The sequence below is a fragment of the Fructilactobacillus frigidiflavus genome (genome assembly GCF_044054575.1).
GTDB lineage: Bacteria > Bacillota > Bacilli > Lactobacillales > Lactobacillaceae > Fructilactobacillus > Fructilactobacillus frigidiflavus.
The window spans coordinates 1360164-1376207 of sequence record NZ_CP168716.1 but is presented as its reverse complement, the minus strand read 5'-3'; the positions used below and the strand labels follow the sequence as shown (position 1 = coordinate 1376207).

17 protein-coding genes are annotated in these 16044 nt (G+C 37.1%); 13 read left to right on the top strand and 4 right to left on the bottom strand.

Going from position 1 to position 16044, the window contains the following annotated elements; genetic code table 11:
- From rimP to lepA, 13 genes are all read left to right on the top strand, one after another.
- The gene (rimP, locus tag ACEPSS_RS06910; RefSeq protein ID WP_395318615.1) at positions 1–483 is read left to right on the top strand and encodes a ribosome maturation factor RimP; all 483 of its coding nucleotides are present in this window, start codon (positions 1–3) and stop codon (positions 481–483) included.
- 14 nt (positions 484–497) lie between these two features.
- Complete coding sequence (nusA, locus tag ACEPSS_RS06905) at positions 498–1586, top strand: transcription termination factor NusA (protein WP_395318613.1); 1089 nt, start codon at positions 498–500, stop codon at positions 1584–1586.
- Positions 1587–1606: 20 nt separating this feature from the next.
- A complete protein-coding gene (gene rnpM, locus ACEPSS_RS06900) occupies positions 1607–1909 on the top strand; it encodes an RNase P modulator RnpM (protein ID WP_395318611.1) in 303 nt (100 codons plus the stop codon).
- Complete coding sequence (locus tag ACEPSS_RS06895; protein WP_395318609.1) at positions 1896–2198, top strand: L7Ae/L30e/S12e/Gadd45 family ribosomal protein; 303 nt, start codon at positions 1896–1898, stop codon at positions 2196–2198. Before rnpM ends, ACEPSS_RS06895 begins: the two co-directional genes overlap by 14 nt.
- A 16-nt stretch (positions 2199–2214) precedes the next feature.
- Positions 2215–4611: a translation initiation factor IF-2 gene (gene infB / locus ACEPSS_RS06890; protein ID WP_395318607.1), complete on the top strand. Its 2397-nt coding sequence runs from the start codon at positions 2215–2217 to the stop codon at positions 4609–4611.
- A gap of 23 nt (positions 4612–4634) precedes the next feature.
- On the top strand, positions 4635–4985 hold the full coding sequence (gene rbfA, locus ACEPSS_RS06885; RefSeq protein ID WP_395318605.1) for a 30S ribosome-binding factor RbfA: 351 nt from the start codon (positions 4635–4637) through the stop codon (positions 4983–4985).
- Positions 4986–5051: 66 nt separating this feature from the next.
- Positions 5052–5963 (top strand): tRNA pseudouridine(55) synthase TruB, encoded by a 912-nt coding sequence (gene truB, locus ACEPSS_RS06880; RefSeq protein ID WP_395318603.1) that lies wholly within the window; start codon positions 5052–5054, stop codon positions 5961–5963.
- 8 nt (positions 5964–5971) lie between these two features.
- On the top strand, positions 5972–6919 hold the full coding sequence (gene ribF, locus ACEPSS_RS06875) for a riboflavin biosynthesis protein RibF (RefSeq protein ID WP_395318601.1): 948 nt from the start codon (positions 5972–5974) through the stop codon (positions 6917–6919).
- Between the two features lie 83 nt (positions 6920–7002).
- Positions 7003–8046, top strand: a complete 1044-nt coding sequence (gene hrcA, locus ACEPSS_RS06870; RefSeq protein WP_395318600.1) for a heat-inducible transcriptional repressor HrcA — start codon at positions 7003–7005, stop codon at positions 8044–8046.
- A gap of 13 nt (positions 8047–8059) precedes the next feature.
- Complete coding sequence (grpE, locus tag ACEPSS_RS06865; RefSeq protein ID WP_395318598.1) at positions 8060–8602, top strand: nucleotide exchange factor GrpE; 543 nt, start codon at positions 8060–8062, stop codon at positions 8600–8602.
- A 49-nt stretch (positions 8603–8651) separates the two neighbouring features.
- Positions 8652–10496, top strand: coding sequence for a molecular chaperone DnaK (gene dnaK, locus ACEPSS_RS06860; protein WP_395318596.1), 1845 nt, complete (start codon positions 8652–8654; stop codon positions 10494–10496).
- Positions 10497–10586: 90 nt separating this feature from the next.
- Complete coding sequence (gene dnaJ / locus ACEPSS_RS06855) at positions 10587–11720, top strand: molecular chaperone DnaJ (RefSeq protein WP_395318594.1); 1134 nt, start codon at positions 10587–10589, stop codon at positions 11718–11720.
- Positions 11721–11841: 121 nt separating this feature from the next.
- Positions 11842–13665, top strand: coding sequence for a translation elongation factor 4 (gene lepA, locus ACEPSS_RS06850; protein WP_395320517.1), 1824 nt, complete (start codon positions 11842–11844; stop codon positions 13663–13665).
- Positions 13666–13759: 94 nt separating this feature from the next.
- Here lepA and ACEPSS_RS06845 read toward each other — a convergent pair whose 3' ends face one another.
- The 4 genes from ACEPSS_RS06845 to ACEPSS_RS06830 form a co-directional block, all read right to left on the bottom strand.
- Entirely contained in the window at positions 13760–13891 is a 132-nt protein-coding gene (locus ACEPSS_RS06845) for a hypothetical protein (RefSeq protein ID WP_395318592.1), read from the bottom strand.
- Between the two features lie 80 nt (positions 13892–13971).
- Positions 13972–14556 carry a hypothetical protein gene (locus ACEPSS_RS06840; RefSeq protein WP_395318590.1) on the bottom strand — a complete coding sequence of 195 codons (585 nt, stop codon included), beginning with the start codon at positions 14554–14556 and terminating at the stop codon, positions 13972–13974.
- Between the two features lie 74 nt (positions 14557–14630).
- A complete protein-coding gene (locus ACEPSS_RS06835; RefSeq protein WP_395318588.1) occupies positions 14631–15143 on the bottom strand; it encodes a hypothetical protein in 513 nt (170 codons plus the stop codon).
- Positions 15144–15158: 15 nt separating this feature from the next.
- Positions 15159–15956 (bottom strand): hypothetical protein, encoded by a 798-nt coding sequence (locus tag ACEPSS_RS06830; protein ID WP_395318586.1) that lies wholly within the window; start codon positions 15954–15956, stop codon positions 15159–15161.
- Between the last annotated feature and the right edge of the window lie 88 nt (positions 15957–16044).

Here is a 16044-nt window from a genome sequence, read left to right as displayed (position 1 = left end):
TTGAGCGAAGTTAGCGAAATTATTGATAAAGTTACCGACACTGTCCAACCAATTTTAGATGAAAATAATTTTTATCTATATAGTGTTGAATATGTACAAGAAGGTGGAAGTTGGTACCTACGTGTCTTTATCGATAAAGATAATGGGGTTTCAATCGATGATTGTGTCCTAGTTAGTGATCAATTAAGTGAAAAATTAGATGAAATCGATCCTGATCCATTTGCGGATCAATATTTCTTAGAAGTTTCCTCACCTGGTGCAGAACGACCATTAAATAATGAAAAAGATTATCAAAATGCGATTAATGAATACATTAATGTTTCTCTCTACCAAAAATTAGATGGAAAGAAAATGTATGAAGGAACTTTAAAGGAACTGAACGATGATGATTTAACTTTAATTGTTAAAGATAAAACTCGTCGTAAAGAGGTTACAATTCCTCGAAAGTTAATCTCAAAGGCCAGACTAGCAATTGAATTTTAGTTAGGAGAAATAACATGAGTAAGGAATTAATAGGTGCTCTTGATGCGTTAGAACAAGAAAAGGGCATTAAAAAAGAAGTTGTGATCGAAGCGCTTGAAGCAGCGTTAGAATTAGCTTACAAACGGAATTATGATCAAGCCCAAAACGTTCAAATTGATTTTGATGAACGCAAGGGTAACATGAACGTTTATGCCGTTAAAAAAGTAGTAGAAGAAGTTGCTGATCCCCGGCTTGAAGTTAGTTTGGATGAAGCCTTAGCCATTAACCGTGGTTACGAACTTGGTGATGAAATCAAGTTTAAAGTGACTCCGGAAAACTTTGGTCGGATTGCAGCACAAACTGCTAAGCAAGTTATCATGCAACGGGTTCGTGAAGCAGAACGAAAAACGGTTTATGACAAGTACAGTAAATACCAGGACGAATTAATTAACGCTGAAGTTGAACGTCAAGATAATCGTTTTGTCTATTTGACAATGAACGGCGTCGAAGCAGTCATGGAACAAAATGATCAAATGCCAAATGAAGTTTATCGTCCCCAAGAAAAAATCAAAGTTTACGTGACTAAAGTTGATGATTCTGCCAAGGGTCCGCAAGTCTTCGTGAGTCGGACTGCACCAGGATTGTTAAAACGATTATTTGAACAAGAAGTTCCAGAAGTTTATGACGGAATTGTTGAAATTGTTTCGATTGCTCGTGAAGCTGGTGATCGTTCCAAGGTTGCGGTTCGTTCTAACGATGCTAACGTTGATCCTGTTGGAACAACTGTGGGACCTCGGGGACAACGGGTGCAAGACATCGTTAACGAACTTGGTGGGGAAAACATGGATATCGTGCAATGGGATGAAAATCCAGCACAATACATTGCCAACGCCTTGAATCCTGCAGATGTTTTGGATGTTATTTTTAAGGATGGCGAAGAAAAATCATGTACGGTCGTGGTTCCGGATGACCAATTGTCACTTGCCATTGGTAAACGTGGACAAAATGCCCGTTTAGCAGCTCGTTTAACTGGATATAAGATTGACATTAAGCCTGAATCAGAAATGAACAAACCTGCTGATGAAGACCAACCTGAAGTAGAAACTACTGAATCTGAAGATTAATATCTGAGAGGAAATTAGTTATGAAAACACGTAAAGTACCAATGCGAAAAGATGTTATTTCGGGAGAAATGTTTCCTAAACGTGAATTAGTTCGAATTGTACGCGATAAAGAAATGAATGTTTCTTTAGATGATTCTGGTAAAAAGCCAGGTCGCGGGGCTTATGTTCGAATTGATGTAGATGCCGTTAAAAGTGCAAAAGCACAACATTTATTAGATCAAGTTTTTGATGTGAAGTTGACTGATGACTTTTATGATAATTTGATTGATTATGTTGACCATGTTCAGGCACGGGAAGAATTAAAACGTAATGACAAACTATAATCAGATACTAAATCTTTTGGGAATCGCGCGTCGGGCTGGTAAGATAGTTTCAGGAGAAGGAATTGTCTTAAATGCAATTAAAAAAGGAAAAGTTAAATTTCTTTTGATTGCCTCTGATACTGGCGCAAGTACTACCAAAAAATTTTTAAATAAGACTGATTTTTATAAAGTACCATTTAATCATGAAATTACTAAAAGTGATCTAAGCGATGCGATTGGACAAAACCGGACAATCGTAGGCATCACAGATAATGGTTTTGCGAGGAAATTAAATGAATTAAACGAATAATAAGGAGAGTGATTCTATGCCTAAAAAGAGAATTTATGAATTGGCCAAAGAATTAAACGTGCCAAGTAAAAAAATCCTAACAGCTGCGCAATCAAAGGGATATGATGTTAAGAATCATATGTCAGGATTAGACGCTACTGAAGAAAAGACGGTAAGAGGAATGCTAAATAACCATCAAGAACCTGCTAAGAAACCAGCAGCTAAACCTGCAAGTGCTAAGAGCACTCATGCAAACAACAATCATCGTCCTGCTGCTTCACAAAGCCGGAACTCGAATGGTAGCAATCCTACAAATCATCGTACTAATAATAATCACTCAAACAATAACCATAGTAGCAACAACAATGCCCAACGAAACAATGGGCAACGGGCTAATAGTTCACAACATAGTAGCAACACGCAAAGAACTAATAGTAAGCCTCAAACTACTAATAGTAGCCAAACCCATGCTAAAAGTACCAACTCTACTCAAACTCGTACCACTACTACTAGCAATAGTGGTAAATTTGGTGGTAGTTTAAATAACCGTAACAATAAGAAGAAACGTCGTAATAACCGTAAAGGACGTAATCCATTCGCTGGAATGTATTCTAAGAACCAACGAATTCGTCAAAACAAGAAAAAGGGTCCTTCAGTACGTAAGAATCGTCCATTGCCTGAAGTATTGATGTATGAAGATGGAATGAACGCCCAGGACTTAGGTAAGTTATTACATCGTGAACCAGCTGAAATTATTAAAAAGTTATTTATGCTTGGTATGATGGTTAACCAAAATCAATCACTTGATAAAGATACGATTGAAGTTTTAGCTGAAGATTACGGTATCAAAGCAGAAGAAAAGCAACGTGTCGATGTTTCTGATATTGATAAATTCTTTGAAGAAGCTGAAAACAACACTGAATATGAAGCACCACGTCCACCAGTTGTGACAATCATGGGACACGTTGACCATGGTAAGACAACCTTACTTGATTATTTGAGACATTCTCACATTACTTCAGGAGAAGCTGGGGGAATTACTCAAGCAATCGGTGCTTACCAACTTCATCTTGATGGAAAAGACATTACCTTCTTAGATACCCCAGGACATGCGGCCTTTACGGAAATGCGTGCTCGTGGAGCTAACATCACTGACATTACGATTCTAGTGGTTGCTGCTGATGATGGAGTAATGCCACAAACTGTTGAAGCCATTGATCATGCTAAGGCTGCTGGAACTCCAATTATCGTGGCTGTTAACAAAATCGATAAAGCTGGTGCCAACCCTAACCATGTTAAAGAACAATTAATGGGTTACGGTTTAGTGCCTGAAGATTATGGTGGTGATACCATTTTCGTTGATATTTCTGCTAAAAAAGGAACCAACGTTGATGATTTACTTAACATGGTTCTTCTTCAAGCCGACGTGATGGAACTTAAAGCTAACCCTAAACAAAATGGGGCTGGTTCAGTAGTTGAAGCTCGACTTGATCGTGGTAAAGGTCCAGTTGCTACGTTATTAGTTCAACAAGGTACCTTACACAAAGGTGATCCAATTGTGGTTGGTGATACTTTTGGTCGAGTTCGGACAATGACTAACGAACTTGGTCAAGAAATTGAATCAGCTACTCCTTCAACTCCAGTTGAAATTACTGGATTGAATGATGTACCTGAAGCCGGAGATCGTTTCATTGTATTTAATGATGAAAAGACTGCTCGGGCCGCTGGTGAAGAACGAGCTAAAGAAGCACAAATGGAAGAACGGAAACAAAATAATCGGGTTACACTTGATAACTTGTTTGATTCAATGAAAGAAGAAGACATGAAGCAAGTTAACGTAATTATTAAAGCGGATGTTCAAGGTTCAGTAGAAGCCCTTGCAGGTAGTTTAAAGAAAATTGATGTGGAAGGCGTTAACGTTAACGTAATTCACTCATCAGTTGGAGCGGTAAATGAAAGTGATATTGCACTTGCTAAAGCAAGTAATGCAATTATTATTGGATTTAATGTTCGTCCTACACCACAAGCAAAGATTCAAGCTGAAACTGATAAAGTTGATATTCGTCTTTACCAAGTTATCTACAATGCCATTGATGATGTAACAGCAGCTATGAAAGGTAAACTTGATCCAACGTTTGTTGAAGAAGTTACTGGTAGTGTTGAAGTTCGTCAAATTTACAAAGCATCATCAGTTGGTACCATTGCTGGTGGAATGGTAAACGATGGTTACATTAAGAGTGACAGTAAAGTTCGTTTGATTCGTGATAATGTTGTTAAATATGATGGTGAAATTGGTAGTTTGAAGCGATTCAAAGATGACGTTAAAGAAGTTAAACAAGGTCATGAATGTGGAATTACCATTGAAAACTACAATGACATCAAAGAAGGCGACGTGATTGAAGCTTATCAAATGAAAGAAGTTGCTCCTAAATAATAATTAGAAAGGAGTCGATGAAGATGGCACAATATCGAGTTGGAAGATTACAACAAGAAATTCAACGAGAAGTAGATGATATTCTACTTAAAAGAGTTCGTGACCCTCGAGTTCAAGGAATAACCATCACTGGAGTTAAAGCAACCGGTGATTTACAACAAGCTACTATTTTTTATAGTACTTTGAAAGATGATGAAAAAGCACAAGAACAAGTTCAAAAAGGACTTGATAAAGCAACGGGATTAATCCGTGGCGAACTTGGACATCGTTTAAGTATTTACGTTACCCCTGAAATTCATTTTGAAAAAGATCAATCAATTCAATATGGAAGTAAAATTGATGAATTGATTAATAAATTAAAGCGCGAACAATAAAAAAAGGTGGCTGAGGACAGATTGTTCTCAGTCATTTTTGCGTATATAAATAAATGAGGAGATCACATGATTACTGGAATAATTCCTTTATATAAACCTTTGGGTATGACAAGTTTTGATTGTGTAAGTAAAATGCGGCGGATTATTCATCAAAAAAGAATTGGGCATAGTGGGACCCTTGATCCTAATGTTGATGGTGTTTTACCAATTTGCTTGGGCCATGCCACTAAAGTCGTTGACTTTTTAATGGCTTCTGGAAAAGTTTATCAGGGAGCAATCACTTTGGGATTTTCAACGACCACTGAAGACTTAGATGGTGAAATTGTAGCTGAAGATTATAATTTTGAACCTTTAACGGATGAACAAATTCAAACAGGGTTAAATAATTTTGTTGGTGATATTACCCAAATTCCACCAATGTTTTCGGCAGTTAAAGTTAATGGTCGTCGCTTGTATGACTATGCTCGCCACGGTGAAACCGTCGAACGACCCAAACGAATTGCTCATATTGATTATTTTAAACAACTAGGTCATTCAATTATTGATGAAGCGACGCAGACACAAACCATTTTTTTTGAAGTTGGTTGTGGAAAAGGGACTTATGTTAGAACGTTAGCGGTTGATTTTGGTAAACAATTTGGCATTCCAGCGGTAATGTCACAACTTACCCGAATTAAAAGTGGTGGCTTTACCATTGCTGAAACCGTGACCTTTGAGAAATTAGAAAAGGCTTCAGAAAATGGTGAATTAGAATCATTAATTTATCCAATTGGGCAGGCCTTAGAAAACTATTCCAAAATTAATTTATCAGCTCAACAATGGTCTCGCATCAAAAATGGTGCTTTTCTGCTGTTTAACGAAGTTAATTCTACTGATGAACATGTTTTACTTTGTTATGATGGAGTTGACAGGGCCTTATATGAACGAAATGAAGAAAAACAACAATATAAGCCATTTAAAATGTTTAATCTTGACTAGGGGAAATTATGAAAGTTATCGATTTGTCTTATCCAATTAATAAAAAAATAGAAGTTGAGCAACCAATTGTTTTAGCCATGGGTTTCTTTGATGGGGTCCATTTAGGGCATCAAAAGGTAATTAACCAAGCTAAAGAAATTGCTATGAAAAAAAGGCTCCCGTTAGCCGTCTTAACTTACGATCATCATCCAGCGTTAGTTTATAAAAAATTAGAGGGTAATGCCGCGCGTTATCTCTCAACTTGGGAGCGTAAAACGCAATTATTTGAAGAACTAGGCGTCGACATTGTCTATCGAGTGAACTATAACTATGCGTTTCAAGCGCAAAATCCACAAGCGTTCGTTGATAATTATTTAATTCCAATGCAGGTTGCTACGGTCGTAGCAGGTTTTGATCATACTTATGGCGCAAAACAGGCTACGATGAATGACTTACCGAATTATGCACGGGGACGTTTTTCGGTTGTAACGGTTTCTGCGGACTTATTAGATGGCAAAAAAATTAGTTCAACCAGAATTCGTCGTAACTTAGAACAAGGTCATTTGAAAACGGTTAATCAATTACTAGGCTATCAATTTGAAACTAGTGGAACGGTTGTTCATGGGCTAGCCCGGGGACGAACGTTAGGCTTTCCTACTGCTAATATTGAATATAATGCGTTACAGCAAATCCCGTCTGAAGGAATTTACATTGTCAGTATGCTAGTTAATAATCACTGGTATCCAGCCATGGCTTCAATCGGAAGAAATGTAACCTTTGGGGATCATAATCCCGTTACGATTGAAATTAATATTTTAGATTTTGATCAAAACATTTATGGGAATGAAGTTAAAGTTCGTTGGTTAACAAAGATGCGGGAAGAAGTTAAATACACCGGGGAAAAAGCCTTGATTGAGCAACTTAAACAAGATGAAATTAATACCAGAACTTACTTTAGTAATTTAGAGCAAGCTTAATTCTTGACCTTCAGTTTATTCCTTGGTACTCTATAAATGTGCCTTAGCACTTGAACAGTATGAGTGCTAAAAAGGAAGTGATAATGATGCTGACAGAACGACAAGCGATGATTTTAAAGTATATCATCGACGACTATTCTAAAACTGGTGTGCCAATTGGTTCGAAGGCGTTAGCTGAACAATTACCAATTCACGTTAGTTCAGCAACAATTCGAAATGAGATGGCGGTGTTAAGTCACCAACATTTCATCGAAAAGTTGCATACATCTTCTGGAAGGGTTCCTTCTAATCTAGGTTATCGATACTATATCGATCATTTGGCTAAGCCAACTAAGCTAGATCAAAAACATTTGCGTTACATTAGTGAAATGTTAGATGGATCTTTTCAGCAAATTGATGATATCGTGCGTCAATCGGCTGACGTCCTTTCTCATCTTACTGACTACACGGCTTTGACTTTTAGTCCAGAGTTACCAACTGAAAATCGAATTAAGCATCTACAGTTGGTAAATATTGGGATAAATCGAATTATGGTAGTGATTGTGATGGGAAATGAACAGGTTGAAAGCCAGTCATTTTTAGTTGCAAATCACTATACAGACTCGCAATTAACCAAAGCCACTAATTTATTAAATCAACAATTAGTTGGTAAATCTGCTCGGGAAGTCAAACAGGTTTTTCAGTCCAAACTATTAACTGATTTGCATAGTTATCTTCCTGACACCGCACAATTTGTTCGAGCAATTCGCTCAATCCTGAATAAAATTGATGATGAACGCTATTTTGTTAGTGGTCAAATGAATCTGTTTGAACAAAATCATAAACAAGATTTTTCTAAAATTAAGCCACTATACTCCATTTTTAATAATGAAGATGGAATTGGTAATTTATTAGAAAAAGGGAAACAACCAATTTCAGTTAAAATTGGATCTGAAATTGATAATGATTGGTTAAAAGACTACAGCATTATTACTGGAACTTATGATTTAGGTCATCATGGAATTGGAAGGATTGCATTAATTGGACCAACCCGGATGTCATATCCGAATATGTTAGGGGTCGTTGATGCTTTCCGTCATGAACTAAAAAATCGAATTTCTGGTTATTATCGTAGTTATGACCAATAAAGGAGGGTTGAACATGTCAAAGAAAAAAGCTGAAGATAAGCAAAAAACAGTGAACGATGAAGCGGTCGAAGATCCCAAATCTGATGCAAAAGTTGATGCATTATCAGCTAAAATTGCTGAATTACAACAACAATTAGATGATTCACAAAATGATTATTTGCGTGCTCAAGCTGAAATTCAAAACATGCAAAAACGTAGCCAAAAAGAACAAAGTGCATTGGCTAAATATGGTGCACAAAGGCTAGCTAAAGAAGTTGTCCCAGTTATGGATGACTTAAAGCGAGCTTTACAAGTTCAAGTTGATAACGAAAGTGGTCAACAACTTAAAACTGGAATCGAAATGGTTTACAAGCATCTTGAAAAAGCATTAAATGATAATGATATTCAAGAAATTGATGCTGATGGGGTTGCTTTTGATCCCGAACTTCATCAAGCTGTTCAAACTGTACCGGCGGATGATGAACATCCAGCTGAAACAGTCGTTCAAGTTTTACAAAGTGGTTATAAACTTGCTGATCGTGTGCTTCGACCAGCAATGGTAGTTGTAGCTCAATAAACGACAACTCTTAAAATAAAAACAAAAAATTAAAAAGAAGGTATTTAAAATGGCAAGTAATAAAATTATTGGTATTGATTTAGGTACTACAAACTCTGCAGTTGCTGTAATGGAAGGTGGAAAACCAAAAATCATCACTAATCCTGATGGTTCAAGAACAACCCCTTCAGTAGTTGCATTTAAGAACGGTGAAATCCAAGTTGGTGAAGTTGCAAAACGTCAAGAAATCACTAACCCTAACACAGTTCGTTCAATCAAGAGTCACATGGGTGAAGAAGGTTACACTGTAGATATCGACGGAAAGAAATACACTCCACAACAAATTTCTGCAATGATTCTTCAATACATCAAGGGTTACGCTGAAGATTACCTTGGTGACACAGTTAGTGAAGCTGTTATTACAGTTCCTGCTTACTTTAACGATGCTCAACGTCAAGCTACTAAAGATGCTGGTAAGATTGCCGGATTAGACGTTAAACGGATTATCAACGAACCTACTGCTGCAGCTTTGGCATATGGTTTAGATAAACAAGACAAAGACGAAAAGATCCTTGTATATGATTTAGGTGGAGGTACTTTTGATGTATCTGTCCTTGAATTAGGTGACGGTGTCTTCCAAGTACTTTCAACTAATGGTGATACACACCTTGGTGGTGATGATTTTGACCAAAGAATCATTGACTACTTGGTTGCAGAATTCAAGAAACAAAATGGAGTTGACTTATCACAAGATAAGATGGCCTTACAACGTTTGAAAGATGCTGCTGAAAAAGCTAAGAAAGAACTTTCAGGTGTTAACCAAACTGAAATTAGTCTTCCATTTATCGCTTCAAATGATAATGGACCACTTCATTTACAAGAAACACTTACTCGTGCTAAATTCAACGAATTGACTCATGACTTAGTTGAAAAAACTAAGATTCCATTTGAAAACGCTTTGAAAGATGCTGGTTTAAGTACTAGTGATATTGACGAAGTTATCCTAAATGGTGGATCAACTAGAATTCCAGCTGTTCAAGAAGCCGTTAAAGAATGGTCTGGTAAAGAACCTAACCACTCAATTAACCCTGATGAAGCAGTTGCTTTAGGTGCTGCTGTTCAAGGTGGTGTGCTTACTGGTGATGTTAAAGACGTTGTTTTACTTGACGTTACTCCATTGTCATTAGGTATCGAAACCATGGGTGGTGTGATGACGAAGTTGATTGAAAAGAATACAACAATTCCAACTTCAAAATCACAAACATTCTCAACTGCTGCAGATAACCAAACTGCTGTAGATATTCATGTTTTACAAGGTGAACGTCCAATGGCTGCTGATAACAAATCATTAGGTCGTTTCCAATTGACTGATATTCCTGCTGCACCTCGTGGAATTCCACAAATTGAAGTTACTTTTGATATCGATAAAAATGGTATCGTAAACGTATCTGCAAAAGATAAAGGTACTGGTAAGGAACAAAAGATTACCATCAAAGATTCAAATGGTCTTTCTGATGAAGAAATCGAAAAGATGATGAATGAAGCTAAAGCTAACGAAGAAGCCGACAAGAAGAAAAAAGAAGAAGTTGACTTGAACAATGAAGTTGACCAATTAATTTTCCAAACTGATAAGACTTTGAAAGACGTTGAAGGAAAAGTTTCTGAAGACGAAATCAAAGGGGTTAAAGATGCTGAAGAAGAATTAAAGAAAGCTAAAGCTGACGGTAACCTCGATGATATGAAAGCTAAGAAAGATGCCTTGAACGAAAAGGTTCAAGCTGTTGCAGTTAAGTTATATCAACAACAACAAGCTCAAGGTGAACAAGCTGGTGCCGCTGATGGTGATGCATCTAAGAAAGATGATAACACTGTTGATGGTGACTTCCACGAAGTTCATGATGATGACAAGAAATAATCTGATTCAATCTTAGTAAAAATTTGCAAAAAGCCAGAGCCACTTCGGTTGGCTTTGGCTTTTTGTTATTAAATTAATGTGGAGGTTATCATGGCTGATAAAAATTATTATGATGTTTTAGGAGTTTCTAAAGATGCCAGTGATAAAGATATTAGTCACGCATATCGACATCTATCCAAGAAATACCATCCAGATCTTAATAAAGAACCTGGAGCAGAAGCAAAGTTTAAAGAAATTACAGAAGCATATGAAGTTTTAAGTGACAAACAAAAACGAGCTAACTATGATCAATATGGTTCCGCTGATGGTCCTCAAGGATTTGGTGGCGGTGGCCAAGGAGGAGGTTTCGGTGGCGGCGCTAACTATGGCGACTTCTCCGATATCTTCAGTGATCTTTTTGGTGGCGGACGTCGGCAACGACAAGATCCAACCGCACCACGTCGAGGTGAAGATTTACAATACCAATTAAACTTAACTTTTGACGAAGCAATCTTTGGGGCTAAAAAGACGGTAACTTACCATCGTCAAGCCCAATGTCCTGATTGTCATGGAACTGGTGCTAAACCAGGAACTCATCCAGAAACTTGTCCTGATTGTCATGGTTCTGGTGTAGTAACGAGAACAGTTAATACGCCGATGGGACAAATGCAAACCCAAGCTGCTTGTCCTAAGTGTCATGGAACCGGAAAAATCATTAAGGACAAGTGTCCTAAATGTGGTGGAACGGGTAAGATTGAAGAAGAACACAAAGTTGAAGTTAATGTTCCGGCAGGAGTTGAAGAAGGTCAACAAATGCGGCTTCAAGGCCAAGGAAATGCCGGAGAAAATGGTGGTCCTTACGGTGATCTTTACATTATCTTTAGCGTTTCACCAAGTAAAGACTTCAAACGGAATGGATCAACGATTTACTATGACAAGACCATTTCATTTACTGATGCAGCTTTAGGAAATGAAATTGATGTTAAGACCGTTTACGGAAATGGTAAATTAAAGATTACAGCTGGAACGCAAACTGGTACGGTCTTCAAATTGCGTGGTAAAGGTGCTCCACGTTTACACAGTGAAAGTAAGGGTGATGAATTAGTTAAGGTAATCATCGATACTCCTAAAAAACTTAATGCTGATCAAAAATTAGCATTACGGGCTTTTGCTGAAGCAGGTGGGGATACATCACAAGAAAATAAAGGCTTCTTTGAGAAATTGAAAGAAAAATTGAATAAATAAAAATAAGGAAGGGACTAATTAGTCGCTTCCTTATTTGTTTAATCGCAAATCCATTGGTATAATTGAGACAAATAAGAATGAACGAATTTAGAAAGTAGGAAAAAATTTGGATTATCAAAAGATGGAAGAGAAACAAAAGAAAATTAGAAACTTTGCGATTGTTGCTCATATTGATCATGGTAAATCTACTTTGGCTGATCGAATTTTAGAGATGACGGATACGGTTTCTAAACGGGAAATGAAAGCTCAATTGTTAGATAACATGGACTTGGAACGTGAACGTGGAATTACCATTAAATTAAATGCAGTTGAATTAACCTACCATGCTAATGATGGAGTAGATTATGTCTTTCATTTAATTGATACTCCAGGACACGTTGATTTTTCTTATGAAGTATCACGGAGTTTGGCAGCTTGTGAAGGGGCCTTATTAGTTGTCGATGCTACTCAAGGGGTTCAAGCACAAACGCTTGCTAACGTTTACTTAGCCCTTGAAAATGATTTGGAAATTTTACCTGTCATTAATAAAGTCGACTTACCTTCAGCTGAACCTGAACGGGTTAAACAAGAAATTGAAGATGTGATTGGTATTGATACTAGTAATGCAGTGGAAGTCAGTGCTAAGAGTGGTTTAAACGTTGATAAATTACTAGAAGAAATCGTAAAATACATTCCAGCTCCAACTGGTGAAATTGATGGTCCATTGAAAGCCATGATTTTTGATTCAATCTACGATGATTATCGTGGGGTTGTGTTGAGTGTACGGCTCTATGATGGAGTTGTTAAGGCGGGCGACCGTATTCGTTTGATGAACAGTGGTAGCGAGTATGAAGTAACCGAAGTTGGGGTAAACTCGCCTCATCCAATTCCTCGTGATTATTTAATGGCTGGAGATGTAGGTTACATTACCGCTAGTATCAAGGATATTAATGAAACTCGAGTTGGTGATACGGTTACCAAATCCAATAATCCAACGGCGGAAGCATTACCTGGTTACCGAGAAATGATGCCAATGGTCTATGCGGGTCTTTATCCAACTGATAATGCCAAATTTGAGGATTTACGTGAAGCATTAGAAAAATTGAAGTTGAATGATGCGGCTTTAGAATTTGAACCCGAAGTTTCGCAAGCATTAGGATTTGGTTTTCGTTGTGGTTTCTTAGGTTTGTTGCACATGGATGTTGTGCAAGAACGACTTGAACGAGAATTCAATCTCGATTTAATCACAACTGCTCCATCAGTTACTTATCAAGTTGATATGAATGATGGTAGTGTAGTCGAGGTGGAAAATCCTTCTGAAATGCCTGATGCTTCAGCAATTAAAGACATTAAAGAACCTTATGTTAAAGCCTCATTGATGGTTCCAAATGACTATGTTGGTGCAGTCATGAAGCTTTGTCAATCACGGCGGGGTGATTTTGTGACCATGGAATATTTGGATGACACGCGAGTAAATGTGATTTACCAGATGCCATTGTCAGAAATTATTTTTAACTTCTTTGATCGCTTGAAATCAAGCACGCATGGGTATGCTTCTCTTGACTATGATGTTGATGGTTATCGTCAAAGTGATTTGGTTAAAGTTGATATTTTATTGAATGGTGATAAAGTTGATGCTTTAAGTTTTATTGCGCATCGACAATTCGCAGATGAACGTAGTCGTGATATTGTTGGCAAACTAAAGGGAATCATTCCACGGCAAAACTTTGAAATTCCAATTCAAGCTGCCATCGGTGCCAAAATTATTGCCAGAACGAACATTAAAGCTTACCGAAAAGATGTTACTTCTAAAATCCATACTGGTGACCCTGATCGTCGGGCTAAGCTTTTAGATAAGCAAAAGCGTGGGAAAAAACGGATGAAATCAGTCGGTAAGGTAGAAGTGCCACAAGCAGCGTTTATGGCAGTTTTACAAAATGATGAGGAACAAAAGCCCGGCAAATAGGCATTTGTTACTTTCATAAAAATCAAAAATAGGCGTTTTGCCGAAAATTTGCCGAAAAAAATTACATATCATTGATATGTAATTTTTATTTTGTTTATGATTGCTTATCAAACTTTTGATTGCCATAGGTATAAGACCAAATCGAGATTCCCACAATTGAAATTGCTCCCAAAACTAATGAGCTGATTAAAAGTGGAGTGTTTCTGTAATGCTTTTTATTTTTCATGATTTTTCTCCTAGTTTTGATAATTGCAAATGAAAAAGCGGCTGAATTCACTGTAATTCAGTCGCTTTTTGTATTAAATCCTAAAATCCACGGTTTGAATACATTTCTGGATTAGTGTAGACATTGTAAGGATCAGTATTATTTGATTGATTCTGATTATTTTGTGCATTAGGGTCAGTTGTTGGTTGTGGTTGTACAGCTGGAGCTGCTGGAGTAGTAGCAGGGGTGGTAGCTGTTGCACTTGGAGATGGGGTAGTTGAAGTAGTGGTTGATTGTTCACTAACCGTGACTGATTGAGTAGTGAATTTGATTTTTTGCTTGCCATAGCTAAATTCGATTACTCCATTTTTACTATTGGTCAAAGCATACTTAGTTGTTTTCGCAACTTTCTTACCTTGCGCTTTTAATTTGTAACCATCTTTAGTTTGGGAAGTCACTTTAAATTTGTAGGTACCTTTGTGTTTACCATTTGCAATTTTTAATTTTGCATTGGAATTTTTGATGGTAAATTCGTCACCACTTTGGTTCGTCCATTTTCCTTGAACTTCTTTAGAAAATGATTTCTTACTTTGTGCATAGGTAACTGGTTGCGTAAGATTTAACGAAGAAATTCCAGTTACTGAAATAATACTTACTGCGGTAATAGTTAAGAATGTCTTTTTCATAAAATACTCCTTTTAATTTCTAATGTAATATCATAATTAAACTAAAGATATAACCTTAAGTAAAGTAATGGGGACTAAAAGCCACGATTTGAATAAATTTCCGGATGTTTATAAATGTTTAAAGCGTCCACATTAGCGTTGTTATCAGGATCAACTTGATTATTAGCGGGTTCATTTGTATTAGGGGCTGGATTGGCCTGGCTAGTACTCGTTTCTTCTGGTGAAGTAGTTACGGGAGCTGGAGCAGGTTGATCTTTATACTTACTTGGATTAGCAAGAATTTGTTGAGTTTGTTTTTCTTGAGGGGTTTTATCCTTATTTGGTAAGACTTGTAAGGCTTTCTTCACACTCAAGTTTTCGTTTTCGTGAAGGTAAGCCGCTGGCGTTTTACCTTCTTTTGCGGCAAAGTCATTTACATCCTTATGCTTAGGTAATTTTTGGGGATTGGGGGTGTGTTCTTTTGAGACTTTCTTCACTTTTTCGGTTTTAGGCTTGGTGTCTTTTGCAGTCGAATCTTTTTTTGATCCATATGCCACTAAGCTTAAACTAATTAAAACGGTTGAAAATAAAATTGCTGATTTTTTCATAAGAAACTCCTTTTTCTAATTGTTAGTAGGGTTAGACTGCGGGTTATCTGGTTTAGCTGAATTATCGGGATCTTTATCAGGGGTCGGCTGATTAGGACTAGGATTGGTAGTGGGCTGAGGAGTATCATCCGTCTGATCAGGATGCGAATTAATTTTATCTTTTACATTATTAATGGTGTTTTTTACAGAATCAGACTCATCAGATTGGTTACTAGGAGTCGTTGCTTGTGGTTGCGAATTATCATCATTTGACGATTGATTTGGGGACGGATTAGAGTTAGTAGAATCCGATTGATTAGGATTATTAACTTTATTTTGCACTTTAGTTGGATTAATGAGATTGATTAAATTAGTTTCAATCATACTACCAAACGAAAAGTAAATGAAACAAACCACACAGACGGCAGCGACCAGGGCCATAATGACAGAAAATGGATGTGAACGACTCTGAAGCTGTATCCGCGACATCGGTTGATTATCGTTAGAAGGAGTAAAATTCTGATTTGCTGCGATAAAGCCATGGGAAATTAAAGCCTGATTAGAATAAGCATCTGCTGCAACCCAACCATTATTGAGTAGGCCATTAATGTACAATTTGTTGTAAATAAAAGCAAATATGATTCCAACAATTAAAGAACCAAAAGCATAGGTTTTCAACCCAAATAGGGTCTCAGCAACTAGCATCACGAGAAACCAAAGCCAATTACCGCGAAATAAAGCAGGCCAGAAACCAAAGAAAAAGGTGGTCCATGAGAACCCAATTTTGGCCCGTTTAATTTGGTTAGTGGTTGGGTTTACTAAACTAATTTTCATCTTTACCGTTTCTCCTATTTATTGTTAGCTTAATTATAATACATTTAGACACAATAAAAACACATCACTTCGAGATGATGTGTTTTTA